Origin of the sequence: Halorussus amylolyticus, assembly GCF_004143485.2 — an archaeon.
GTDB lineage: Archaea > Halobacteriota > Halobacteria > Halobacteriales > Haladaptataceae > Halorussus > Halorussus amylolyticus.
This window is the reverse complement of the sequence record NZ_ML974130.1, coordinates 612,584-635,991: the sequence shown is the minus strand read 5'-3', so window position 1 is coordinate 635,991 and position 23,408 is coordinate 612,584. Positions and strand designations below refer to the sequence as shown.

General features: G+C 54.3%; 21 protein-coding genes. 12 read left to right on the top strand and 9 right to left on the bottom strand.

Features of this window, described 5'->3' with window-relative positions:
• Positions 1-33 precede the first annotated feature (33 nt).
• Complete coding sequence (locus EKH81_RS03160; protein ID WP_132057796.1) at positions 34-270, bottom strand: cyclophilin-like family protein; 237 nt, start codon at positions 268-270, stop codon at positions 34-36.
• Positions 271-649: 379 nt separating this feature from the next.
• On the opposite strand from EKH81_RS03160, the gene EKH81_RS03155 reads away from it, so the two are divergent.
• The 3 genes from EKH81_RS03155 to EKH81_RS03145 are packed head-to-tail and all read left to right on the top strand — an operon-like array spanning position 650 to position 3,843.
• On the top strand, positions 650-1,855 hold the full coding sequence (locus tag EKH81_RS03155; protein ID WP_132057797.1) for an NAD-dependent epimerase/dehydratase family protein: 1,206 nt from the start codon (positions 650-652) through the stop codon (positions 1,853-1,855).
• A 6-nt stretch (positions 1,856-1,861) separates the two neighbouring features.
• Entirely contained in the window at positions 1,862-2,848 is a 987-nt protein-coding gene (locus tag EKH81_RS03150; protein WP_132057798.1) for an NAD-dependent epimerase/dehydratase family protein, read from the top strand.
• Entirely contained in the window at positions 2,845-3,843 is a 999-nt protein-coding gene (locus EKH81_RS03145; RefSeq protein WP_132057799.1) for an NAD-dependent epimerase/dehydratase family protein, read from the top strand. The genes EKH81_RS03150 and EKH81_RS03145 overlap by 4 nt, the downstream gene beginning before the upstream one ends.
• A 5-nt stretch (positions 3,844-3,848) precedes the next feature.
• Here EKH81_RS03145 and EKH81_RS03140 read toward each other — a convergent pair whose 3' ends face one another.
• From EKH81_RS03140 to EKH81_RS03120, 5 genes are all read right to left on the bottom strand, one after another.
• Positions 3,849-4,703, bottom strand: coding sequence for a TrmB family transcriptional regulator (locus EKH81_RS03140; RefSeq protein ID WP_132057800.1), 855 nt, complete (start codon positions 4,701-4,703; stop codon positions 3,849-3,851).
• A 109-nt stretch (positions 4,704-4,812) separates the two neighbouring features.
• Positions 4,813-5,667, bottom strand: a complete 855-nt coding sequence (locus EKH81_RS03135; protein WP_132057801.1) for an alkaline phosphatase family protein — start codon at positions 5,665-5,667, stop codon at positions 4,813-4,815.
• A 180-nt stretch (positions 5,668-5,847) separates the two neighbouring features.
• Positions 5,848-6,816 carry a hypothetical protein gene (locus EKH81_RS03130; protein ID WP_132057802.1) on the bottom strand — a complete coding sequence of 323 codons (969 nt, stop codon included), beginning with the start codon at positions 6,814-6,816 and terminating at the stop codon, positions 5,848-5,850.
• Positions 6,817-6,877: 61 nt separating this feature from the next.
• Entirely contained in the window at positions 6,878-8,056 is a 1,179-nt protein-coding gene (locus tag EKH81_RS03125; protein WP_132057803.1) for a glycosyltransferase family 4 protein, read from the bottom strand.
• Positions 8,057-8,236: 180 nt separating this feature from the next.
• Entirely contained in the window at positions 8,237-9,718 is a 1,482-nt protein-coding gene (locus EKH81_RS03120; RefSeq protein ID WP_132057804.1) for a lipopolysaccharide biosynthesis protein, read from the bottom strand.
• 102 nt (positions 9,719-9,820) lie between these two features.
• Between EKH81_RS03120 and EKH81_RS03115 the strand changes: the two genes are divergently transcribed.
• From EKH81_RS03115 to EKH81_RS03080, 8 genes are all read left to right on the top strand, one after another.
• Positions 9,821-11,080: a glycosyltransferase gene (locus EKH81_RS03115; protein WP_132057805.1), complete on the top strand. Its 1,260-nt coding sequence runs from the start codon at positions 9,821-9,823 to the stop codon at positions 11,078-11,080.
• A gap of 76 nt (positions 11,081-11,156) precedes the next feature.
• Positions 11,157-12,050, top strand: a complete 894-nt coding sequence (locus EKH81_RS03110; protein ID WP_132057806.1) for a methionyl-tRNA formyltransferase — start codon at positions 11,157-11,159, stop codon at positions 12,048-12,050.
• Positions 12,051-12,060: 10 nt separating this feature from the next.
• Complete coding sequence (locus EKH81_RS03105) at positions 12,061-12,750, top strand: PIG-L deacetylase family protein (RefSeq protein WP_132057807.1); 690 nt, start codon at positions 12,061-12,063, stop codon at positions 12,748-12,750.
• A 311-nt stretch (positions 12,751-13,061) separates the two neighbouring features.
• On the top strand, positions 13,062-14,636 hold the full coding sequence (locus EKH81_RS03100) for an alkaline phosphatase family protein (RefSeq protein ID WP_132057808.1): 1,575 nt from the start codon (positions 13,062-13,064) through the stop codon (positions 14,634-14,636).
• A complete protein-coding gene (locus EKH81_RS03095; protein WP_132057809.1) occupies positions 14,633-15,982 on the top strand; it encodes a hypothetical protein in 1,350 nt (449 codons plus the stop codon). Before EKH81_RS03100 ends, EKH81_RS03095 begins: the two co-directional genes overlap by 4 nt.
• A 165-nt stretch (positions 15,983-16,147) precedes the next feature.
• The gene (locus tag EKH81_RS03090; RefSeq protein WP_132057810.1) at positions 16,148-16,999 is read left to right on the top strand and encodes a glycosyltransferase family 2 protein; all 852 of its coding nucleotides are present in this window, start codon (positions 16,148-16,150) and stop codon (positions 16,997-16,999) included.
• A gap of 2 nt (positions 17,000-17,001) precedes the next feature.
• Positions 17,002-18,195, top strand: coding sequence for a glycosyltransferase family 4 protein (locus tag EKH81_RS03085; RefSeq protein ID WP_132057811.1), 1,194 nt, complete (start codon positions 17,002-17,004; stop codon positions 18,193-18,195).
• A 45-nt stretch (positions 18,196-18,240) separates the two neighbouring features.
• The gene (locus EKH81_RS03080) at positions 18,241-19,557 is read left to right on the top strand and encodes a sulfatase family protein (RefSeq protein WP_132057812.1); all 1,317 of its coding nucleotides are present in this window, start codon (positions 18,241-18,243) and stop codon (positions 19,555-19,557) included.
• A gap of 22 nt (positions 19,558-19,579) precedes the next feature.
• On the opposite strand, the gene EKH81_RS03075 is transcribed toward EKH81_RS03080, so the two are convergent.
• From EKH81_RS03075 to EKH81_RS03065, 3 genes are read right to left on the bottom strand one after another with little or no spacing between them, the layout of a single operon-like run.
• Complete coding sequence (locus EKH81_RS03075; protein ID WP_132057813.1) at positions 19,580-20,038, bottom strand: NUDIX domain-containing protein; 459 nt, start codon at positions 20,036-20,038, stop codon at positions 19,580-19,582.
• A complete protein-coding gene (locus tag EKH81_RS03070) occupies positions 20,031-20,996 on the bottom strand; it encodes a GDP-L-fucose synthase family protein (protein ID WP_162224353.1) in 966 nt (321 codons plus the stop codon). Before EKH81_RS03070 ends, EKH81_RS03075 begins: the two co-directional genes overlap by 8 nt.
• A complete protein-coding gene (locus EKH81_RS03065; RefSeq protein WP_238392104.1) occupies positions 20,993-22,015 on the bottom strand; it encodes a GDP-mannose 4,6-dehydratase in 1,023 nt (340 codons plus the stop codon). Before EKH81_RS03065 ends, EKH81_RS03070 begins: the two co-directional genes overlap by 4 nt.
• A 139-nt stretch (positions 22,016-22,154) precedes the next feature.
• On the opposite strand from EKH81_RS03065, the gene EKH81_RS03060 reads away from it, so the two are divergent.
• A complete protein-coding gene (locus tag EKH81_RS03060) occupies positions 22,155-23,402 on the top strand; it encodes a glycosyltransferase family 4 protein (protein ID WP_132057815.1) in 1,248 nt (415 codons plus the stop codon).
• Positions 23,403-23,408: the final 6 nt, after the last annotated feature.

The following is a 23,408-nucleotide window of genomic DNA, read 5'->3' as shown; positions in this document are numbered from 1 at the left end:
GGTTGCGGCTGATTCTCCGAGGGATGGTGGCCATTATCCGCGCTCGATGCGAACACGTCCGCCACCGACTGTCTCTGTGAGCGGCGCGATGTCGTCGATCTCTGCGACCACGTTCACCGGAGAAGCGGCGCGGGGTCGGTCGTCGGTGCTCACGGGCGTTGGACCCCAGAATAGACAGAGCGCGTTGCCTCGGGGGCAGTAGGCGATGGCACCTGTCGGCACCGCCTCGAGGGCGTTCTCCGCGGGACATCGATAGGAATCGTAGAGCATTATTCAGGTTGTGACCGAGTTATGTCGTTTCAACGCTGTTCGATACAATCGTCGCGAATGAGGCTTATCATCAGTTCCGAAACATTAATAACCCTTCACTGAGGCGAGTTACTCAAGACATGAGTAACTCCAAAACAACTGAGAAAGACGACCAAACGGATCATCTATCCTGTCTAGCCGATGGAGACGGTTGCATCGAGATCGCAGAGCGGTTGAGCGAACAGAGAGAAGACGACTAACGGTGTCGTTCAGGACGCGCATATTTTGACGGGGAACTACCACTGGAACGGGAATCCTTGTTAGAACGACTCGTCGTTAGCTTGGTTCAAGTGCAAATAACAATACTTTTCACGTAGGTTACTCGCAATCTGAGTAACTCATGACAACCCTTGTGACGGGAGCCGACGGATACCTCGGATGGCCCACCGCACTCCGTATCGCCGACCGCACGGACGACCGCGTAGTTCTAGTCGATAACTTCGGTCGCCGGGAGTGGGTCGGCGAAATCGGAAGTACGAGTGCAGTCCCGATTCGACCGATGGACGAGCGAATCGGTGCCGCAAAGTCGCGTCTCGGAACTCGAAATCTCTCGTTCGTCGAGGGCGACCTCACGGATAAGAGCTTCGTGGACGAACTATTGGCGGTCCATGAACCCGACACCGTCGTTCACGCCGCCGCACAACCCTCCGCACCGTACTCGCAAATAAACGGCGAGCGCGCGAACTACACGCAGCACAACAATCTTCAAGCGACGCGGAATCTGCTCTGGGGCCTCGAAGAGCACGACCTCACGGACACCCACTTCATCGAGACGACGACGACTGGCGTCTACGGTGCGCCGGAGTTCCCCATCCCTGAGGGTGGCGCGACGATGGAGAATCAGGGCGAGCGCGACGAGGTTCCGTTCCCGGCGATGGCGGGTAGCTGGTACCACCTCACCAAGTCCCACGACGCGGCGAACATGCGACTCGCGCACAAGCAGTTCGACATCCCCGTCAGCGACGTTCGGACGGCAATCGTCTACGGGACCGAAACCGCAGAGACCCGCGCGGGCGACTACCACCTCAAGACTCGGTTCGACTTCGATTACTACTTCGGGACGGTCGCCCACCGCTTCTGCGCGCAGGCGGTCGCTGGCTACCCCGTCACCGTCTACGGCAAGGGGGAACAGCGAAAGCCGTTCATCAGCCTCGAAGACGCCGTGGAAGGTCTCGCACAACTCGCGCTCGCCGACCCCGAGACGCGCCCAGACGACTTTGCGGTCTACAATCAGGTGACGCGCGCAATCAGCATCGTCGAGGTGGCTGAAACCATCGCGGATGTCGCCGCCGAATTCGACTACGAAGTCGCCGTGGAACACTTCGAGAACCCCCGCGACGAAGACGAGACCCACAAGATGGAAATCGAGAACGACAATTACGCGGGTCTCATCGGCGAGCAGGCACAGACCTTCGAGGAGGGCGTCCGCGACATCTTCGAGACGCTCGAACAGTACGAGGACACGATTACCGCCCACGAGGACAGATTCCTCCCCGGCGTACTCGAAGAGCAGAACGAGCAGACGGCGGCGGAAGCAGACGACTGAGCACCCATGAACGTCCTCGTCACAGGCGGCTGTGGATACATCGGGAGCGTCCTCGTTCCGAAATTGCAGGCCGACGACAGCGTTGAGCGGGTCACAGTTCTGGACGACCTCTCGACCGGGTCGCCTCGCAATCTGTTCGGCGCTCGCGTCGGGACCGATTCGGGACTGGACTTCCGCCGAGGCGACGTTCGCAAGTACGGCGATGTCGAGAACGCGATGCGGAACGTCGATACCGTCGTTCACCTCGCGGCCGTCACGGGCGCGGGAAGCACCCACGACCGCCGCGAGGAGACGTACGCAATCAACCTCGATGGTACCGGAAACGTGCTGACTGCGGCCGCGAAGTTTGATGTCGAGAACGTCGTGTTCGCTTCGTCGTGCAACAATTACGGTCGAGCGACCAGTACGGACATCGACGAGTCGGTCGAACCCGACCCGCTCAACCCCTACGCAGAGACGAAGCACGAAGCCGAGCAGTTGCTCGCTGAGTACGTTTCCGACGGGGACTTCCGCGGGACGGCACTGCGGATGAGTACGAACTACGGCTACGCGCCCGGCATCAGGTTCAATCTCGTGATCAATCACTTCGTCTTTCGTGCGCTCACGGACCGCCCGCTCACGGTGTACGGCGACGGAACGAACTGGCGGCCGTTCATCCACGTACAAGACTCGGCGCGAGCGTTCAAGAACGCGGCGTGCGACCCAGATTCGTGGTCGGAGTTGGTGTACAACGTCGGCGCGAACGACGAGAACTACCAGATTGCAGATATCGCGGAGATAGTTCGAGAGGAGGTCGATGCCGGACTCGACATCACGTACCTCGAAGACGAACACCCCGGTCCGTCGTATCACGTGAACTTCGACCGACTCGCCGAGACCGGATTCGAACCGCGGTGGACGGTTCGTGACGGCGTTCAAGACCTCACGAACAGCTTCCGAGCGAGCTATGTACCCGGTGAAGTCACCACAAACCAACGACCTATCGACCAATGACAACCGACGAATCAGACCGGCGCCGAGACGCGCCCACGATTGCAGTGACCGGTGCAGCGGGATACATCGGAAGTCAAGTCGTATCCCTCCTCCGCAAAGAACATCCCGACTGGGAAATCGTCGCGCTCGACAACTTCTACTTGGGCACGGTGCGAGAGATCGGCGACGTTTCGGTCCAGCACATCGATATTCGCAATCGGGACCGACTCGAAACCGCGCTCAACGGTGCCGATATCGTTCTGCACTTGGCTGCAATCAGCGGCGTCGAGGACTGTGAAGCCAACGCCGACCTCGCGTACGAGGTCAACGTGCAGGGAACGACGAACGTGGCGTGGTTCTGCCGAAAGACAGGAGCGGGACTGGTGTTTCCGTTCAGTATGGCGGTCCTCGGCGACCCGGAGACGCTCCCTATCACCGTGGACATGCCGCGGGATCCGTTCAACTGGTACGGACGAACGAAACTCCTCGGTGAACACATCATCGAAGATATGGCCGAAGGTGCGTTCCCGGCCCACCTCTACCTCAAGTCGAACCTCTACGGCGAACACGAAATCGGCGACGAGACGGTTTCGAAGGGGACTGTCATCAATTTCTTCGTGAATCGGGTGTTCTCCGACGAACCGTTGACCGTCTACGAACCGGGGACCCAGTCGCGTAACTACGTTCACGTCAAGGACGTGTCGCGGGCGTACATTCGAAGTACGGAGGCCATGCTCGACCAACTCGAAGCGGGCGAAACCGGCGTCTCGAAGTACGAGGTTGCGAGCGACGAGGACCCGAGCGTGATAGCGGTGGCCGAGCTAGTACGAGAGATTGCCGTCGAAGACGCGGGTATCGAAACCGAGGTGGCGCTCGTCGATAATCCGCGTTCGGACGAGACGCTCGTGAGCGACTTCAAGGTAGATACGACCAAAGCGCGGACGGAACTCGGCTGGACAACGGAACACTCAGTTGAGGAGTCGGTTCGAGAACTCATCCGTCAAAAAGGGAGATAGCAAAGTCAGTTGCGTGGCGTTTTGTAGCTGTCGTGTTCCCAGATGAGCTCGAAATATCGTTTCATTCCCGCGACGAACGACCCGTTTTCGGTGACTGCAGCCTGTCGCATATGGAGCGGGACATCTTTTTCCTCGACAAGAAAGATGGCCTTTCCCGTATCGTAGTTCATGCTCGGGTCAACAAGGGTTCCGCGCCACGGTAGCTTCTCCCTGCTGAAACGGTAGTTGACTTCAGGATAGGTCGCATCAATTGTGGTGACAGTTTCTCGTTGAATAGTCTTGTTCTCGGCAGAGAGGTGACGCGGATCGAGAAAGATAAGTTGGACCGTAAGATTTCGCTCAACGGCATCGGAAAAAGCGGGTTCGACCTCGTCGAAGTATTCGAAGCTCTTAGTGAGAACGTTAACTCTCTCCTTGGCATCAGTGTAGAGTTGGCGCGTTTCGGTTTCACTCGGCTCACCGACACCAACTACGTAGAATAGCTCTTCGGTAGGTGTGATGTCCTTGCTCGCCTGTTCGTACAGTGGTCCAAAGGTGTTGAGGAATTCATCGCGGATGGATTCAATTTCTCTGCGGTAGGACTCGAACGACTGTCGACGATTTTCGCAGGCACGGTCGATGATTTCGTCGGGTGGCTTGGACTGGTACTTCTTCGGGCGTCCCGGAATCACCTTTACATAACCCATATCAGCGAGCGAACTGAGCACGCTGTAGATACGTGCCTGTGGAATGTTAGTGGCTTCAGCGAGGTTCGGTGCAGTTGTGCGACCAAGCGAAAAGAGATGTTCAAGTGCAGTTGCCTCGTACTGTTTGAGGTCAAGGTGTTTTAGAAGCTTGGCAGTGTCTGATGGAGTAGTCATATGTCTGTATGGCTATCGACGGTACTTAATCGCTCCCCGTTAACGTAGTATCGTATGCTCTGCACACCTGCAAGGTCATAGCTTGTGGATATAGTTGTACACTCAGGAGCTACCGATAGCCAAGCGCCTCCAACTGTTGCTCTATATCCACGTCTTCTGGACTCCCTTCATCAAGAGCATCAGTCCGTTTCGGCTCGTACGTGTCAGTGGTTTCGGTCGTCGGGAGGGTAATCCAAGGGACTCGTTTAAGCTGAGGGGTTGGTAAGTATCGAGAGTGGCCGTACAAAGCCCACTCCCCAAGGGCGTTCCCGTGGTCGGAAGTGATTACGATTCGTCGGTCGTCAAGTTGTTCGAAGAGTAAGTTGATATCGTCGAGAACCCACCGAAGGTTATCCTTGTACGCCTCCCACACGTCGTCTCGAGTAACAGTACCTAACTGTAGATGTCGCCAGATATCTCTCGGAAGGCACTCGGGCGCGTCATCAAATTCGTGAAGCGAACGAAACGGCTGGTGTGGTTGCATATAGTGGACAATCATCTGCTCGAAATCGGTACGGCGGTCCGTTGCTATGGCGTGGTCCGTCATCACCCGTGGATGGATGATACCGATTTCATCCCGATAATGTCGCCATACTTCGCTTAGCTGAGCCCAATCGTTCGGATCGGTCATATCTGAGTGCGGATTCCCAGTTACGTATGCCGTGTGGGCCATCTCGTCGGCGTACTGGTTAGAGAAGTTCTTCTGGACCCATTCACCGGTAAACGAACCAACCGAGTTCGTCGTCGGAATATCGTCGGGAAGAAAGTTATACTCCGCCGACACCTCCTGCATGAGGTCGGCGCGACACGAATCGAGGACGACGAGAACGTCCCACTCTTGTTCGTAAATTGGCGTTCCATAGTTCCAGATGTACTTACCTGCTACGCGGAGTGCGCCTTGCCAAAAAAGTTCCTTCGTAGCCACACTAGCTCCTCGAATCCCGTAATGTTGGATTTCACACCGTCTTTTCGAGGACCATCTTCGAAGGGTTTCCACGTCATCTTTAATTGACCTGAGCATTGTGTCTGTGTGGTTTACTACTGCTTAAGGTTGTTTCTACTTCTACCGTCAAAGCTTAGATTCGGCGTAGATTTGCTGGTGAACTCAACTATCCACATAGCCAAGATCTGCCAGTCGCTCCCGAGCGACCGTACTCTCGACGGTATCTCCCTGTTCCACCGGGCTATCGGTGATAAGCTCCTTTCGGGTAGTTCCGCCGATGACGAGCCAAGGGACGGTCACGAGCTCGTCAGTTCGAATTTCGGGATGTCCGTAAATTCGGATCGGGAAGGGCCAGGCGAACTCTCCGAGCATGTTTCCGTGGTCGGAGGTAACGATAGTCCGCTCATCGAAGTGTTCGACGAGTGGTTCGATAGCCTCAAGTACTGTTTCGAGATTCTCGTCGTACATCTCCTGTACTGATTCTCGGTCGATTGCGCCTTCTTCGAGCTGTTTCCAGATAGCTTTCGCTTGGACCTCACCATCTCCGGTAAGCACTTCTTTACGTCCCCTCTCGAACCCACGTTGCTCCGGCAAATTCTCTCGGGCGGTTTCGCCGATGAATGGATAATGCGGCTGGACGAAGTGGGCGATGATTCGCTTGTTCGGATACTGCTCGTATGCTTCCCGCGTTGCCTCGGCCATGGTTTCGGGCATGACCGTCCGAAACTCCTCGTTCCACGCTGACTCCCAAACGTTGATGACATCGTGGAACAGGTTCTCGGTATCGAGCATGATGTTGAGCATCGGTGTTGCGGTCACGTAGACGATGTCGTGATACGGCCCGTTCGAGAAGTTCCGATTTAGGAACGTCCCCGTCGAGGACGAACGTGACCGTCGGCGTTCGAGGTCGCCCGGTAGCGTATTCAGTCTGGAAAACATATCGTAGCGACACGCATCGAGAATGAGGAGGTTATCCCAGTCCTCTGCCACAATATCGACGCCGTTCTCCGGGTCGTCCCTTGCGAGAAAATAGGCAGGAACGATTCCGTTACGTAGTGAGAGATTCCGTCGCCACCAATCCCCGTCACGATAATTGTCACGTAGCTTCCGAAGGAGTACTCCAAGCGACATCCTAATACAGGTAGCTGTTTCTAAGGGAATTACATTGTATTCTTCGGTTCTTATTTGCGCGCTATCGTTCTATCCCCAGGGTCTTCGTATACGTCTGCCCGACATCCGCCGCGACATTTGCCCACGAGAAGTGTTCGACGGCGAACTCACGACAGGAGTCCAACTCAGGCGGGTGTTCCAACATGTTGGAAATCTCATCGGCTAAGTCGGACGACCTATCGAGTTCGGCGTACACACCGTCGGTAGATGATGGGAAAAATCGCGCGACGGAGGAGACGGTTGGTGTCCCACAGGCAAGTGACTCGACTGGCGAAATCAGTCCACCACCCCCGGCGAGAGAAGAATTCGAGAGCGGGTACGAGACGTAAGCCGAGGCCGCGTTGTAATACTGAACGACTTCCCGTGTCTCTAAGAACTCCGTTAATGGGTATGCCCCTTCAGTTTTTTTGACCTCCGAATAGAGGGGCTGAGAGGAGTTATGACAGAGTGCGACGAGTCCAACGTCTCGGTTTTCTCGAATTGATTTAAATGCGGAGAGGATGCGGTCAAACCCTTTCGAACTATCGAGCGGCCCGATGTAGAACAACAATTCGTCTTCCGTGAAACCGAGGTCTGATGGTTCGACCGCCTCGGGCGAGTACGTTTTCGGGTCGAACCCCATCGGACGAACGGTCACTTGGTCTGCTGGAAGTCCGGCTTTTTCGATTAGTCGCTGACGCTTCAGTTCGGTTATCACGAACACGTGATCCGCGTGCGGATAGACGGTCCGGTCGAAAATCGGAATCCCCCGTAATCCGCCGTGATGTTGCAAGAAGATAGGAGCGTCTCGGAAGAGTTCAGTAAGGAGATAGGTGTTTAAGTACGTGAGGGAGTGAAAGTGGAACGCAACGTTCTTGTCAGAACGGACGTACTCTCGGACCTTACGGAGAAGCGGAATCGAGAAGTCGAATGTACGACGGACGTACTTAATTGTGGGAAGTCGGTGTTCAATCCACGGAATAGTTGGCAGGGGTTGGCGTGACGGAAACGAACGGTACACTATGCCGTCTTCTGTTTCGGTGTGCGGTACGTCATGACCGTAATCAACGGACCAGCACTCGATATCAGTATTTAATTCGGCGTACTCGTCTATCGCGCGGCCAAGTCGGGCGTGCCAGCCGTGCTTTACATTGAACTCGGGTGCGGAACGCTTAGTGGAACTATGTGTGAGAATATGAACAACAGTCCAATCAGCAGTCATTGTACCGGTTACTTTTTGTTGGATACATCAATCTTCTGGTGACGGTTCGACTACTTTTAGGCTCTATTCTACATTCTGAAGGACTCCCTAATTTCAGGGCAGTATCAATTCGACACCGTTCTCGGAGTGTTTGTGGAATCCGATCGTGGTCTACTGTAGAACAGAGAGTCAGACCTCATATCACGATAGAGTTTCCGTAATCTGCCGAAGCTCGGCAACCGGCCGACGACCGAGGATTCGAAGAATAGCGTAAATTGTAACAGAATATACAAAAACCCCAACCGTCACCGAAGCTAAAAATCCGAACAGGGTCGGTCTACGAACGAGATACACCGGAACGGCCATCACTACGGACGCACTGGCGGGAACGAGAAATATTTTGAGGTAGTGGCGAAAGGGAGTTTCAGTAATACGTTGAGTTTGAAACAGCCACAGGGGGAGCATCGAAAATAAACCGAGCGTGACGCTCAGAGCGGCGCCTTCGATGCCAAATTCCTGTGTCAGTGGCCAGATAGTGAGTAGAATTACAGCCAACCGCACCACGTTCATCCAGAAGTCCCACCGCGGGACGCCGCAACCACGAAATAGTGAACGACCCGTCTGAGCGACCGTCCGAACGAACCCACCAATAACGAGAATCTGCAGTGCCGGAATCATCGGGGTCCACTGTTCACCGAGTACGACCTTGGTAAACGGCGGTGCGACGAGTACGATACCTACCGTTGCGGGAAGGGCGGCGACAAAAACCGCCTCAGTCACGCGCTTGAACGTGTGCCTGAGCGCCGGAGTGTCGTCTTGAAGTTTCGAATACAGCGGAAAAGTCACCGACGAGACGACGTTTGCGATTTCGGTAGCGGGCGCGTTGCCGAATTGGAAAGAAAGTCGATAGAGACCAAGCGCGGAGGAGCCAAGCAACCACCCAACGAGACTGTCATCGCCCTGTTGAGCGATGTAGATGGTAATCGAGGATGTGTACACCCATTTACTGAATTGAAGTAACTCTCCCGCAAGGTCACGGTTGAATCTGAACTTTGGCCGGTAGTCGGTAACCACGAACGACATGAGCAGTTCGACTATCTTTCCAGCGATGATTCCCACCACCAGCGCCCAGAACGTCTCGTACCAGACTGCGGTTAGAATGGCAGTACCGACGTTCGCGACCGTTCCAGAAAATCGGTAGCCAAACTCCCTGTGTAACTCTAAATCCTTCTGGAAATATATAATTGCAGGATTAATGACACCATCGAGGAGAGCGACGAGTGCGAATACGCGAATTACTGGGGTGAGACGCGGGTCAGAGAACCAAGTGGCGATTAGTGGGGCCACTAAGGAAAGAGAGACGAGCAAAACAACCCCTCGGAACGCTTGTACTACCCACGTCGTATCGATATACTCGTCAACGTTCGACTCCTTTCGTTGCACCAGAGCGTGATCGAAGCCGATATCTGTGATTTTCTGTGACACTTCGAACGTGATAATTGCGATTGCGACTAAGCCAAAGGCGTCTGGACTGAGAAGATTCGCTAGGATTATGGTTTTGAGAAGTTGTACTACTCGGTTGGCACCGTTGAGGGCAAACGACCAGACTCCGCTGTGAACCGCACGGTTTGAGAGCCCTTCCGCTGGAGAAAAGAGCCAACGGACGTACCTGCGGAGTTCCATTCGGTCGTAGTTAGAACATCTCCCATGTAAAGATGAAGAATTGAGCCCGAGCAAGTACGGCAAAAAGTATATATCGCCACGAGAGATACACCACCAGTTCAAATGCCATCGGTTGTATCGAAGCTGGCGATGCTAAAACACACGTGGAACTTCAACAAGAAGCGCGCAGTCGATATTTGTATTGACGAGGTCAATCACTGGCTCGAAGGAGAATCTGTTACGGATTATTTCTCGCCACCTGATGATTCGCAAAAGTACGTTCTCATCTCGTACAGTGTCAGCCACTACTACGATGGATTCCAATTTCCGAAGTTTTACTCGACACCGAGACAGAGCGTTTGGCAAGGCCGGGAGATTGCTCGGGCGTTCCATGACTTAGGGTACGGAGTCGATATTTACTCGTTAAATGGAGCTGTAGAACCGGAGGATTACAGTAAATACGATGTCCTGTTCGGGTGCGAACCGAACTTCGAGCGGTTCGCCCGCAATTTAGACGCCGACACCACGAAGATATACTACGGGGCGGGGATGCACTGGAGTCAGCGAAATCCTGCTGTACGGGAACACGTCGAACGGCTGAACGAGCGACGAGATACGGAGCGTGAGCCCAGTCGTCTTCTACCGGAAACCAAGGCCGAGGAGCTAGCTGACGCACTCGTAGTGATTGGCGACGAGTACACAAAATCGACGTATCTCGACCAAGTTGGCGACAAGCCGTGCTACAACATCTACACCACGACGTATGATTTTCTAAACTGTGGCACAGACGAGCGAAATTTCGAGACGGCTCGGTCTAACCTCCTCTGGTTCACCGGAGGAGACCTCGTGTACAAAGGGTTGGATATCACCCTCGACGCAGTTGCCAAGATGGACGGTGTTGACCTCTATGTCTGTGGTCCATTAGAAGCAGATGTAGAATTCGCAAAGATCTACGAACAGGAATTGTTTGAAACCGAAAATATCCATCCGGTCGGGTGGGTCGATGTGAGGTCTGACAAATTCCAAGAGCTAACCAAACAATGTGGCTACATGATTCACACGGGAATTACAGAGGGATTTCCGGGGAGTATAGCTCATTGTATGAAACGCGGCCTTGTACCGATTATAACCCACGAAGTAGCCAGTAACGTTGGTGAGTGGGGGGTTCAGATTCCGGATCACGAAATCGACACCATTCGCAGAACTATCGAGAAGGCGATAACTATTGCCCCCGATGAACTGCAAAAGAAGTCTCGACAAGCCTGCGAACGGGCCCGAGAAGAGCACACCCGCGAAGCCTATAGCACACGGTTTCGGGAGATTCTCGAATCGGCTTTGAACGAGGGATTTGGCGAGGCGACAGGAGAATCGCCAGAACAATAAACTGGCTCGAATAGCTGAAGACCGCTCCGGATAAGACCCAAAATTACAACACCTCTGTTGGTCAAAGGTGTGTTGGATGGCACTGAAATACGGCTATGTTGGTTCGACAGAAGTGAGCAAGGCAATCCTCGAAAGTTCGAGCGTAAACCCCGAGGTCGTCGTTTCCTTTTCGGACTCGCATCGTGACCGTATTTCTGGGTTCGCCACTTACCCGGAGTACGGTGACCGGTGGATACAGATCGACAGCATCAACGACGAGAGTACCAAGCGCCAACTTCGGAAGTACGACCTCGACATACTATTGGTGATGGCGTGGCAGGAACTTCTCAACGAGGAGGTACTCTCACTTCCCGAGGTCGGCTGCGTCGGCCGGCATTTATCACTACTACCAAAGCGACGGGGGCGCGCACCTGTCGCATGGGCGCTCATACACGGGCTCACGGAAACTGGAGTCACACTGTTCTGGCTCGATGAAGGTGTCGACAGTGGCGATATTGTCGTACAACAATCGGTGCCGATAGACCACGAGGACGAGGCACATGATCTTCACGAGAAGATGACCGACACCTCAGTTGCACTCCTTGACGATGTACTCCCAAAGTTCGAGGAGGGAACGTTTCCCCGAACACCTCAGAACACCGACGAAGCAACTTACACTCATCCTCGTCGGCCGGACATGGGCCTAATCGATTGGGAGCGAAGCGCGTCAACTATTTATAATTTTATCCGTGGGCAAACACGTCCGTATCCGGGAGCGTTTACGTATCATAAAATGGATAAGGTAACGGTGTGGCACGCGTCTATCGACCATCCGACCGCTGTCCGAGGGCAGGTAGGGGAGATACTGGAAACGATGACCGATGATGAGTTACTGGTACAAACCGGAAACGGAACATTACAAATCGAAGCAGAAAACCACGATGGAAGCTATCCGATTGAAAAAGGGAACGTTTTAGGCTGCCTTCCATAGATGTCCGAGTATGGAAGTCGCCATTTACGTGAGCCACGTTGACGATGATATTCTCGGAGTCGGGGGTCTTATTCCACAGATGATCGAGGCTGGCCACGATGTTCACATTGTTTATGTTACTGACGGCTTGCTCCACCCGCCGAAGGACATCGACAACAGACCGAAAGCGAAGCGGGCTGCAAAAATCCTCGGTGTCGACGAGATGAACGTTCATTTCTTAGGATTTCCGAATCAGCGATTTGACGAAAGCCCGCTAATCGAACTCAACAAGCAGTTCGAGAATCTCGATATCAAGCCGGACTTAATTATCACCAATGCGAAGACGGATGTGAATCAGGACCACCGGATGGTGTTCGAAAGCGCAATGATTGTCGGCCGGTCCATTGATTCCCAGACAAGAATTATGACGTGTGAGATACTTAGTTCGTCAGAGTGGAACGATGTCGAGTTTGAGCCCAATTTCTACGTCGACATTTCGGAAACGATCGAACTGAAGATTCAAGCGATGAGCGAAATCGATACCGAAATTGAGGAGTGGCCCCATCCCCGCTCAGAGAAAGGTATTCGAACGAAAGCACAGCAACGGGGGATGGAAGTCGGGATGGATTACGCCGAGGCGTATCGGATAGTTCGTTGGTTCGATTGGTCGGAACGGCTATCTGCGTCGGTAACGGCGCTCGCCCAAGGAGAATCAGAGTAGGACCGAGTGGTTAGTACCGGATAGGTGTGCTCGTGTCACAGAGACGCACGATACACCGAGGAAAGCGTTGTTTCGACTTCTTTAGAGAGTTGTATCAAATCACAGAAAAAACGCGGATAAGCGCTGTCTCGTTCGATAATCGTTAACGGAGTACAGAGCATCCAGCTGAAACTGCGCCAACAATCGGAATCGGGACAACAGTCTCGTTCTCCAGACTCAAAAGCCCCCGCGTCTGGAAATTGATTCGCCTACGCAGTCACACCGCGAAAATCGGCATCCTTATTATTGATGTGGAGGGGAAGAATGTGACAATGAAGACTCTGGTCATTGGGTTGGACGGTGCGACATGGAGATTTCTCGATCCACTCCTTGACGAAGGGAGTCTCCCAAATATCCAGTCGTTGCTCGACAGCGGGGTGAAAGGAAACCTCCAGTCAACCACTCCCCCGTTAACGCCGCCAGCGTGGACCTCAATCTCGACCGGCGTAAGTCCCGGAACACACGGAGTTCACGATTTCTTAGAATTGAATCGAGAAACCTACCAGCTTTCTCCGACGACTTATTCGAAAATGACGCGGCCAGCTATCTGGGATCTCTTCGAGCGCGAAGGCCATTCGATTGGAGTGGTGAACTTTCCGATGGCGTACCCACCCCGAAAGGTCGGTTCTTTCTTTGTTTCTGGACCACCCATCCACGAGAGCGAGAATATAGGACACCCGCCAAAAGTTAACGACATCTTAGAGAGCGTAAATTACCGCGTCGATCCAGAAAGGCGACCGAGCGACGGGGTAGAGGCCTTTTACAACGAAATTCAGAGCCTCACCGAGTCACAGCTACAAGCGACGCTCCAACTGATGGAGCAGTACAATCCCGAACTGCTCTGGACAGTGTTTATGGGTATCGACCGAATTCAACACTATCTGTGGGACGAACAAATCGATGGCGAAAACGCTGTGGAGCAGTTCTACAAATATATGGATACTGCAGTCGGAAGCCTCATCCAGGCTGCTAGTGATGACGTTACCGTTTGTGTCCTCTCTGACCACGGGGCTCGTCGGATCGAAAAGAGAGTGAACGTAAACACGCTACTCAGCGAATGGGGGTATCTCGAACAGGCGAAACCCGGACTCACGAGTTCATTGAAACAGGCCCTCGTCAACAACGTGTGGTCCGCTGCAACCAGTTTTCCCCGACCGGTCAAGAGTTTCATTCGTGAGAAAACTCCCACAGAGGCCATTGCTCGATTCCGGTCGAAAACGACTGCCAGTACGCGGTCGCTATCGAAGTTCGTAGATTGGGAACAGACGGAAGCGTTTGCAGTCGGAAACGGCGGCGGTGTGTTCGTTCACGGCCAAGATTTCGAACACGGACCGGTTCCAGACTCGGGCTACGAGGAACTTCGAGACGAGCTAATTTCTGAATTCACCGACGTAAAAGACCCTGAAACTGGAGAGCCGATTTTCGAGGAAGCCACTCGAACCGAGGAACTGTATCCGACCGTCAACGAACGGACACCGGATATCACACTTCAGCCCAAAGAGTGGAAGTACACTGCGGGTGTCGAGTTAGAGGACGAGCGCCTACAGGAACCGGGTGACCGTGTCGCCGACCACGAACCGACAGGAGTCTTCATACTAAGCGGAGACGAGATACGCGGGTCGAGTATCACGTGCGATGCGGTCGACATCACGCCCACCTTGCTGTATCTCCACGATCTTCCCACCGTCGAAACCATGGAGGGGGAAATTCGTTCCGAGATTTTCACTGAAGCAGTTACGGACGACCGACAACGGCGGACGATACCGGTGTTCTCGCCGGAGCACCAAGAGGGTTCGATGAATGAGGAGAAAGTCGAAGAGCGACTGCAGAATCTAGGCTACTTATGAGCTTTGGCATTAGAGGGGTGACCGCGCTCCGACAGTCTCAATCATTTCGAAACCTTCCTGTCGCTCTCACGTGTCTGTATCTGCTCGGATTACTACTGAATAATTTCCCGCCACTCGTGATTTCGGCCGGAGGGACCACCATCCTGCGGCCGGATTGGCTGCTCACCGTCCCGCTGGTCGGATACGCGCTGTATCGGCGGCAGGTGGCCGTTACGTTTCCCGTAGTCGCCGCCAGCGTATTTTTGCTATTAGCGACCATCGGTTCTATCGTAAACCCATTAGTTTCTCCGCTCAACTTTTTCACGTTGTTTGCACAGCTTCTGTACGGTGTTGTGTTATTCACGCTCCTCTCTAGTATGAACTTCTCGACAGATGAGATGAGGGCCGTGCTTCGGTTCTGGGTACTCTTAGTCGCCGGTGTCGCAGTCCTCGGTATCATGCAGGCGTTGATAATAAATGTGCTTCAAATACAGATAGAGACAACGCTACTACGAGGATACAGAGCCGGTGCAGGATATCTGAGACCCGCATCAGTTTTCAAAGAACCGTCCTTCTTTGGGGACACGCTGCTGACGGGAATTGCAGTCCTCCTCCCATGTCTCGCTACTGATAGCGAGATACTTTTCAAGAAAGGAGCGCAGGAATCATTAGCCGTTATCCTGTTAATGGGGCTGATTATCTCAGGGTCGATGGGAAGCTATGTCACCCTCGTTTGTGGGGCCGTCGGTGTGTGGATACTTGTCGCCCATCTCCGCGGTTTTATTTCACGGCTGGTCGTCGTTTCCCTCCCGGTCGGTGGGACGATACTCACCATCGGAGAAGTAGCCGGGAGAGAGTTAATCACTACAATCGCCTTGCGAATGGGCCACTTCGCCGACCTCGTCACTGGAAACCCCAGAGGCGGCTCGATTGCGGTTAGATACATGTCCTATTTGATACAATTACGAACTTGGAGTGACGTCCCTTTGTTCGGTCTCGGCCTAGGACAGTACTCCCAAAGAGCGACAGTATATCTGAGCGAAATAAGAACGCTCCCTAATCTCACCGTCTACGATTTCACATCTCTCGCCGCTCGACAAAACGGAGCATGGGTGTCGGTTCTCGCCCACACCGGAGCCTTTGGACTAGCGTCGTTTCTGATGCTTTGGGTGTGCACATTACGGACACAACTCACCGGCGTGTACCGCGAAACGGGGGTTCGGCAAACACTGATCATGTCCGGTATCTGTCTCTCAATCGCGCTTCTTGTGGGATGGCTGTTCTCCTTCAGTTTTATACACCCATCGCGATGGGCACTAATCGGGTTAGTGTACGGATATGCAGTACCACCCTACCTTGATTCGTGACAACTCCGCCATCGCGCGGAAAGCGGAGTCTCTTGACCGACGCCTGGACCGGTTTACAAGATATTTAATACAGTGGTGCAAAGATGTATGAGACATGCACCGGCACGTTGATAGACTCTTACTCGGCATGGGAGCGGATTCTACAGAAACGCCCTTTACGACATCATGATCTCCGTCGTGACGCCATCGTACAACCAAGTGGATTTTATCGAAGAAACGCTGGAATCGGTTCGGTGCCAAACTTATGAAGACATTGAACACATCGTCGTCGACGGAGAGAGCAACGACGGAACGGTGGAACTTCTCGAATCCTACGACGAGGCCATCAGATGGAAGTCCGAGCCCGACAATGGACAATCTGATGCAATAAACAAGGGATTTGATATGGCCACAGGGGATGTCGTTGCGTGGCTGAACTCCGACGACGTGTTCTTTGACACGCGAACCGCCGAGCGCGTCGTCGAATACTTTCGACGATACGATGCCGACGTTATCTACGGAGACATCGCCCTCATCGACGCCGAGTCGGAGGTGTTGAAGGTTCGGTGCGTCCCGAACTTCGACTACAATCGGTTGTTGCGAGGCTGTTTCATCGAACAGCCCGCGCTGTTCTTCCGGTCAAATGTGCTCGAAGATGAACGCCTCGACACGTCCCTCGAATACGTGATGGATTATGAATTCTGGCTACGTTTAGCTCAGGATTACGATTTCCGACACGTTGAGGACGTCCTTGCAGGAGACAGAAATCACCCGAACCGAAAAATTCTGAAGGCACGCGACAAGATGAAAACAGAAGGGAAGAAGATGCGCCGCACGTACGGAGCAGAGTTCGGATTTCCGTATCGGTTGGGTCGCGCTTCGGATATTATGTTTTCCGGCGTTCCACGCCGGTTAAAGGCAGTAAATCGTACAGTAGAGCTCCACAGGGACGCTCCAGAACTCGCCTTCGGCGGACAGTTGAAACCGCTTTCGACGATGGCTCGAAACGTGTTCCGTCAGAACCGTTCCTTGCTATAATCATGTCCGGCAAACGCACGTGCTTGGTTCTCGCTCCGCGCTTCCCACTCCCGAAGCGGTCAGGGACCCAAATTCGGGAGTATCACGCCTTGGTAGAGCTTGCAAGTCGCTTCGATATAACGCTTGTCTCACTTATACAAGACAGTACTGCCTTCGACTATATTTCGGAAGTGGAATCTCTGGGCGTTACCGTCGAACCGGTTTCTCACGAGCGTAGTCGTCGTGATGCACTCGGTCACTTCTGTACATCGACAGATAGCTACCGTGTGTGTCGATTTGTTACCCCCGCCCTTCGCCGTCGGACTCACCGCGTTCTTCGAGAGCAGTCATTCAATTTAGTGTGGGTCAACTTCGCAACGACTGTTCCGGCTCTGCCGCCTTCCGTCTCCGCACCTGTCGTCGTTGATGAGCACAACGAGGACGTAAGATATTGGGAATCATTTCTCGACGGGGGCGTCGGAACTCGCTTGTTCGCCCGCGCGAACATCTGGAAGCTTCGGCGGTTGCGACGAACGCTTACCGAGCGCGTCGATGGATTCTTAGCGGTATCGGACAACGACGCAGAACGAACGCGACGGTGGTCCAGAGGGATTCCGGTATGGACCGTCCCGAACGGCGTCGATGTCCAGAAGTTCGACTCCGATAAACGAGCAGGTGCAATTGACGACACGATTCAGTTCGTTGGGTCGCTTGACGTTCGTATGAACACGGATGCACTTTCGTGGTTCGTGGAGAACGCGTGGCCCTTCGTTCGGGAACAGCGACCGAACGCCGTGTTCCAAATTATCGGGCGAAATCCAACTCCATCGGTCGAGAAATTAGGAACAGTCGGCGGTGTCCGCGTCCATGGAGAAGTTGACCGAGTCGTCCCTTGGTACGAGTCTGCCGCCCTGACGGTCGCCCCCTTCCGATTCGGTGGCGGTTCAAAGCTCAAAGTCCTCGAGTCGCTATCGATGCGGCGCCCAGTCGTCTCGACTCCGGTCGGAACGGTTGGTCTCGACGTGTCAGACAACGCTGGCGTCTTGGTACGAGATGACCCGGAGACGTTCGCCGATGCAGTCGTCGGACTTCTCGCTGACTCGACGAAGCGGACACGTTTAGGCGATGCCGGTCGGCAGTTTGTAACCGAACGGTACGCTTGGGAAGAGATAATGGCTGAGGGTATCGACACCATCGAATCCGCACTCCTCGAATAAAACGGAGAGCATAAGCGTACCGCGATACAGATTCCAGTTACGCCGATGACTCTCACCAGTCCGAACATCGTTTTAATAACGACGGACTCGCTTCGTGCCGACGCGATCTACGACTCTAAGTGCGATACGCCTGTCCACGATTCCCTTGCAGACGAAGGCATCGTCTACAAAAACGCCTTCTCACAGGGAGCGTTCACTACGTTCTCGATGCCCTCGTTGTTCACGTCTCGGTATCCCAGCGGCCTTCAGTACACGAAGTTCTCCGACAGCACCGTCGGAGTCTATATCGACGACGAACCGACGCTTCCCGAAAGACTCCGAGAACGGGGGTACGAAACCGCGGGATTCCACTCCAATCCTTTGCTCTCGAACCTCTTCGGCTTCGATCGGGGGTTCGACACCTTCGACGCTCGCCTTCCGCTCTCAGGAATCGATCACTTCTCGGGTCGCGCGAAGATTCTTACCGACAAGCTACTTCGAGTGTTCAGAAAGCACGCCTACCTCCCCGCGGAGAAACTCAACGACCGGGCGCTCGACTGGCTCGACGCCCGCGACGGAAACCGGCCATTCTTTCTCTGGCTCCACTACATGGACGTTCACGGCCCATATCAGGCCAAATCAGGGAGTACGTATCTGAACAAGTATCGCGGTGAACGCCTGTGGCGGAAGGCACTAAAGCAACCCGACGAGGTCACCGAGGCCGAACACGACCGGCTCGAAGAGCTATACCGGATCGAGGTCAAGTACACCGACCGCTGTCTCGGCGAGCTATTCGACGGATTCCGAACTCGCGGCGTGTTCGAAGATACGGTTACGGTTCTTACGTCCGACCACGGCGAGCAGTTCCGCGAACACGGCAAGTACTCCCACCCTCACCATCTTTACGAAGAACTCACGCACGTCCCGCTCATAGTCCGTGACCCCGACCGCGAGAGTGGACACGTGGACAGCCTGACTGAACTCGTGGATGTCGCACCGACGTTGGTCGAGCGCGCCGGTGGCACATCTTCCTCGACGTTCTCGGGTCGGTCGCTGTTCGGGAACTCGGACGACGCCCGTGTGGCGTTCAGCGAAGCCGACCTCACACCCGAGTACAACGGAAGCGTCCGCACCAACCGATGGCGCTACATCCGCGACGATACCCGTAACGAGGAACTCCTGTTCGACCACGAAACGGATCCCAGCGAGCAACAGGACGTGCTTTCGGACAACCCCGAGGTAGGTGAACGTCTCGCTGAGCGACTACGCCTCCACACCGCCGCAGACGGTCGATCGGTAGGCCGCGGACGAGACGTGACGAAAACAGAAATCGAGGACGGGGAGGTACAGGACAGGCTCAAAGACCTTGGGTATCTAAACTGAGCTTCGGTCGGAGAGGGTTGGGTTACAGTTCATGTTCGACGCCCGACGTATCGACCAGATAATCTCGCGTGTACTCGTGGAGGTCGGTGGGCAGTTCTTCGAACGCCCGTAATTCGCTGTGTTGAGCATCGGTTTCCGAGGGGCGAGTCGTGGCTTCCACGACGAACCCGTTTGCGAGATAATGTTTTCCACCGGCTTCGGACACGTCAGCGGTTTCGTAGAAGTGTTCGTACGCGCCGAGTCGCTCGACGATGTCAACCTCGATACCGAGTTCCTCCTCGGCAACTCGGTAAACCGCCTCGCGGAGCGTCTCGTGTTTCTGGACACGCCCGCCCGGAACGAACCACTCTCCTTTCGCGGGCTCGTTCTGTCGTTCACCCAGTACGATACCGGCATCACATTTGACCACGAGGTCAACCGACACAATAGGGACGTGTCGAACGATAGTCGCCCAGTCGTCGTCGGAAATCCACTCAGTCATCGGCCAGAATCTCTGTGCGGTTGTTCTCGTACCATGCGACGGTTTCACGAAGTCCATCTTCGAAGAGCGTCGTTGCTTCCCAGTCGAACCGCTCTTTCGCGCGCGACACGTCGAGACAACGCCGTGGCTGACCGTCTGGCTTGGACGTGTCCCAGACGACCTCGCCCTCGAAGTTGGTCAGTTCCGCGATAGTCTCTATCAGGTCCCGGATACTGATTTCCATTCCGCTTCCGAGGTTCACTGGGTCAGAGTTGTCATATCGCTCAGTCGCATCCAAAATCCCTTCCGCCGCGTCTTTCACGTAGAGGAACTCTCTGGTCGGCTCTCCGGTCCCCCAGGCGGTGATACGGTCGTCACCGCGCTCGCGGGCTTCGACGCACTTCCGGATAATCGCGGGAATGACGTGAGACGTTTCCAGGTCGAAGTCGTCACGTGGCCCGTACAGATTGACCGGCATCAAGTAGATACTGTCGAAGTCGTACTGCTTTCGGTAGGCGCGCGACTGAGTCAACAGCGCCTTCTTTGCGATACCGTAGGGAGCGTTAGTCTCCTCCGGGTATCCGTCGAATAAATCGTCTTCGCTGAACGGAACGTCAGTGTGCTTCGGATAAGCGCAGATGGTGCCGAGAATTGTGAACTTCTTCACGCCGTACTGGCGCGCCTGTTCGAGGAGTTCGATTCCCATAACGGCGTTGTCGTAAAAGTACCGCCCGGGGTTCTTCCGATTCGCTCCGATACCCCCGACGGTTGCTGCAAGATGTATCACGACGTCAGCGTTCGAATCCTCGAATGCGCGCTTAATGTCGGCCTTCTCTCGGAGATCATACTCGACACTCCGGGGAACGAATATATCGACCTCGTCCGACCGTCGTTCGAGTTCGTCGACGAGGTGGCTGCCGAGAAATCCTGCCCCACCAGTCACCATGACGGTCTTCCCATCCCAGAAGGCGTCGGTCATCGCCAATCGACCCTCCCGTACCAGCTTTCTTTGTTACCGGCGTACCACTCAATAGTTCTTTTGATACCCTCGCGCCAGTCGACTTTCGGTTCCCAGTTGGTTTCTTCGTGAAGTTTCTCGTACCCGACGAGCAGTTCCTCCACATCGCTGTCTCCGGGTCGGTATCGCTCTTCGTCTTGCACGATTTCGACCGTGTCCCAGAAGTCGTACTCCGCTCCGACTTCAAGGATAGTGTTGGTCCACTCACGCATCGAGATATTCTCACCGTAACCGTAGACGTACTGCTCGCCCGGGTTTCCCTCCAGCGCGACGTGGAGGTGTCCTCTAACGCCGTCACTGACGTAACACATATCACGCTTGGGAGTCAGATTCCCCAACTCAACTACATCTCGTTCGAGGGCTTGTGTGATAATTGTCCCAGTGATGTATCGCGGATTCTGTCTCGGCCCGTAGTTATTGAACATCCGCGTCGTGACCGTCGGAATCCCATAGCCGTCGTAGTAGTTCATCGTCAAGAAGTCGGCAGCCAACTTCGAAGTTGCATAAACGCTGGTGGGATTTACCGGCGACCGTTCGCTGAGCAACACGCGTCCGTCGTCTTCGAAGTCGTGTTTCTCCGCCATCTCCGATTTGACGTTTCCGTACTCTTCGCTCGTCCCTGCCGTGTCGAACTTCGCAATGTCGAGGTCAAGGTCCACGATAGATTGGAGGAGATTCAGCGTTCCGGTGACGTTCGTATCGACCGTCTCGTACGGACGTTCCCACGACTCGCCGACGTGTGCCTGCGCACCGAGATGAAAGACGAGCGCATCGTCGTGGCCTTTCAACGCGGAGAGCGCGCGCTCGACCGAGTGTTTGTCTCGCAGGTCCCCCCGGTGAATTGTTATGTTCTCCCGGTGCTGTCGAATGTTGTTTAACTCGCCGCTCGAAGTCGCTCTAACGAACGCGTGTACGTCCGCCTCCAACTTGAGTAGATGGTCTACGAGATGCGAACCGACGAACCCATCTGCGCCGGTCACGAAGACCGGGCGTTCAGCGAGTCGACCTTTCAAATCCATCATTGGTACCCTCCCACTTCTCCGCAATTTATCTTTCTATTCAGAAAACCGGGACACCGGAAACGACATATCCAAGTTCGACAACGAGAACTCACAATCAATGGGCTCCCGTGACGCCAAAATGCTCACATTTCTGACTGAATACTTCTACCCTGAGGAATCATCTACGGCGCAGTTACTCACCGAGTTGGCAGTTGAACTCTCGGAGTCGTACGACGTTTCTGCAGTGACCAATCTCCCGAACTATCACGATATTGACCAGCATAAAGCCGTTTCAAAGAGGGAGAGACACGAAGACGTCTCTGTCCGGCGTCTTCGTGGAACCCGTTTCGACAAGGATTCACTCGTCCTTCGAATCGTGAACTGGCTTTCGTTCACGCTGCTAACCACGCTCCATCTCGCTAGACGGCAGACCGACGTACTGCTCGTCGTTTCGAACCCACCCATCCTCCCGTTCGCAGCATGGGTGAAAAAGCGAGTATCTGGAACTCCGTACGTTTATCTCATCCACGACATGTATCCCGATATGCCCATTGGACTCGGTATCCTCTCGGAAGACAGTCTCATCGCCCGAATCTGGGAGCGAGGAATGCGAATACTCTACCGTGATGCCGACCGAATCGTGGTTCTTGGCGGTTCGATGGAGGACCGCCTCGTCGAAAAGATGGGGGCCGATGCTGGATTTGACCCCGAGAAGGTCAGCGTTATCCCAAACTGGGAGGACGAAGAGTTCATCCAACCGATGGCGAAGACCAAGAACGAGTTCGCAGCGGAGCAGGGCACGCGCGAAAAATTCACCGTCTTGTATTCCGGGAATATCGGTCGGTTCCACGAACTGAAAACTGTAATCGACGCTATTGATATACTCGAGAAGCAAGGTAGAGAAGATATTGAGTTACTGATAATTGGGGAGGGTGCTCGTAAGGAAGAACTGATTCAGTACGTTACTGAAAGCGATGTCAAAAATATTCGATTCCTTCCTTTTCAACCGCGTGATCGACTCCCGGAAACACTCACGTGCGCAGATGCATCTCTTGTCGGCATCAAACCCGAGATGGAGGGTATGTGTGTCTCTTCGAAACTCTATTCGTCGCTCGCGGCGGGAATGCCTGTTCTTGCTGTCGTGGGTGAAAGCGACGAAGTCGCTCGAGTTGTCCGCGAAGAGTCCTGCGGCGAATATATCTCGCCCTCCGATGCAGAAAAAGCCGCCAAAACCATTGCCCTGTGGGCCGATAATCCCGCTGAAGTGTCGAGGTACGGGCAGAATGCTCGGACGGCGTTAGAGAATAACTATACTAAAGCTCACGCTGTCGAAGCGTACGAGTCACTACTCTCAGACATAATTTAAACGTCC

Coding starts and splice junctions, on each gene's coding strand:
- EKH81_RS03155 (WP_132057797.1), top strand. CDS start 650: ATGACAACCCTTGTGACGGGAGCCGACGGATACCTCGGATGGCCCACC.
- EKH81_RS03120 (WP_132057804.1), bottom strand. CDS start 9,718: ATGGAACTCCGCAGGTACGTCCGTTGGCTCTTTTCTCCAGCGGAAGGG.
- EKH81_RS03115 (WP_132057805.1), top strand. CDS start 9,821: ATGCCATCGGTTGTATCGAAGCTGGCGATGCTAAAACACACGTGGAAC.
- EKH81_RS03095 (WP_132057809.1), top strand. CDS start 14,633: ATGAGCTTTGGCATTAGAGGGGTGACCGCGCTCCGACAGTCTCAATCA.
- EKH81_RS03080 (WP_132057812.1), top strand. CDS start 18,241: ATGACTCTCACCAGTCCGAACATCGTTTTAATAACGACGGACTCGCTT.
- EKH81_RS03125 (WP_132057803.1), bottom strand. CDS start 8,056: ATGACTGCTGATTGGACTGTTGTTCATATTCTCACACATAGTTCCACT.
- EKH81_RS03105 (WP_132057807.1), top strand. CDS start 12,061: ATGGAAGTCGCCATTTACGTGAGCCACGTTGACGATGATATTCTCGGA.
- EKH81_RS03140 (WP_132057800.1), bottom strand. CDS start 4,703: ATGACTACTCCATCAGACACTGCCAAGCTTCTAAAACACCTTGACCTC.
- EKH81_RS03070 (WP_162224353.1), bottom strand. CDS start 20,996: ATGACCGACGCCTTCTGGGATGGGAAGACCGTCATGGTGACTGGTGGG.
- EKH81_RS03100 (WP_132057808.1), top strand. CDS start 13,062: ATGAAGACTCTGGTCATTGGGTTGGACGGTGCGACATGGAGATTTCTC.
- EKH81_RS03060 (WP_132057815.1), top strand. CDS start 22,155: ATGGGCTCCCGTGACGCCAAAATGCTCACATTTCTGACTGAATACTTC.
- EKH81_RS03145 (WP_132057799.1), top strand. CDS start 2,845: ATGACAACCGACGAATCAGACCGGCGCCGAGACGCGCCCACGATTGCA.
- EKH81_RS03110 (WP_132057806.1), top strand. CDS start 11,157: ATGGCACTGAAATACGGCTATGTTGGTTCGACAGAAGTGAGCAAGGCA.
- EKH81_RS03075 (WP_132057813.1), bottom strand. CDS start 20,038: ATGACTGAGTGGATTTCCGACGACGACTGGGCGACTATCGTTCGACAC.
- EKH81_RS03130 (WP_132057802.1), bottom strand. CDS start 6,816: ATGTCGCTTGGAGTACTCCTTCGGAAGCTACGTGACAATTATCGTGAC.
- EKH81_RS03150 (WP_132057798.1), top strand. CDS start 1,862: ATGAACGTCCTCGTCACAGGCGGCTGTGGATACATCGGGAGCGTCCTC.
- EKH81_RS03085 (WP_132057811.1), top strand. CDS start 17,002: ATGTCCGGCAAACGCACGTGCTTGGTTCTCGCTCCGCGCTTCCCACTC.
- EKH81_RS03160 (WP_132057796.1), bottom strand. CDS start 270: ATGCTCTACGATTCCTATCGATGTCCCGCGGAGAACGCCCTCGAGGCG.
- EKH81_RS03090 (WP_132057810.1), top strand. CDS start 16,148: ATGATCTCCGTCGTGACGCCATCGTACAACCAAGTGGATTTTATCGAA.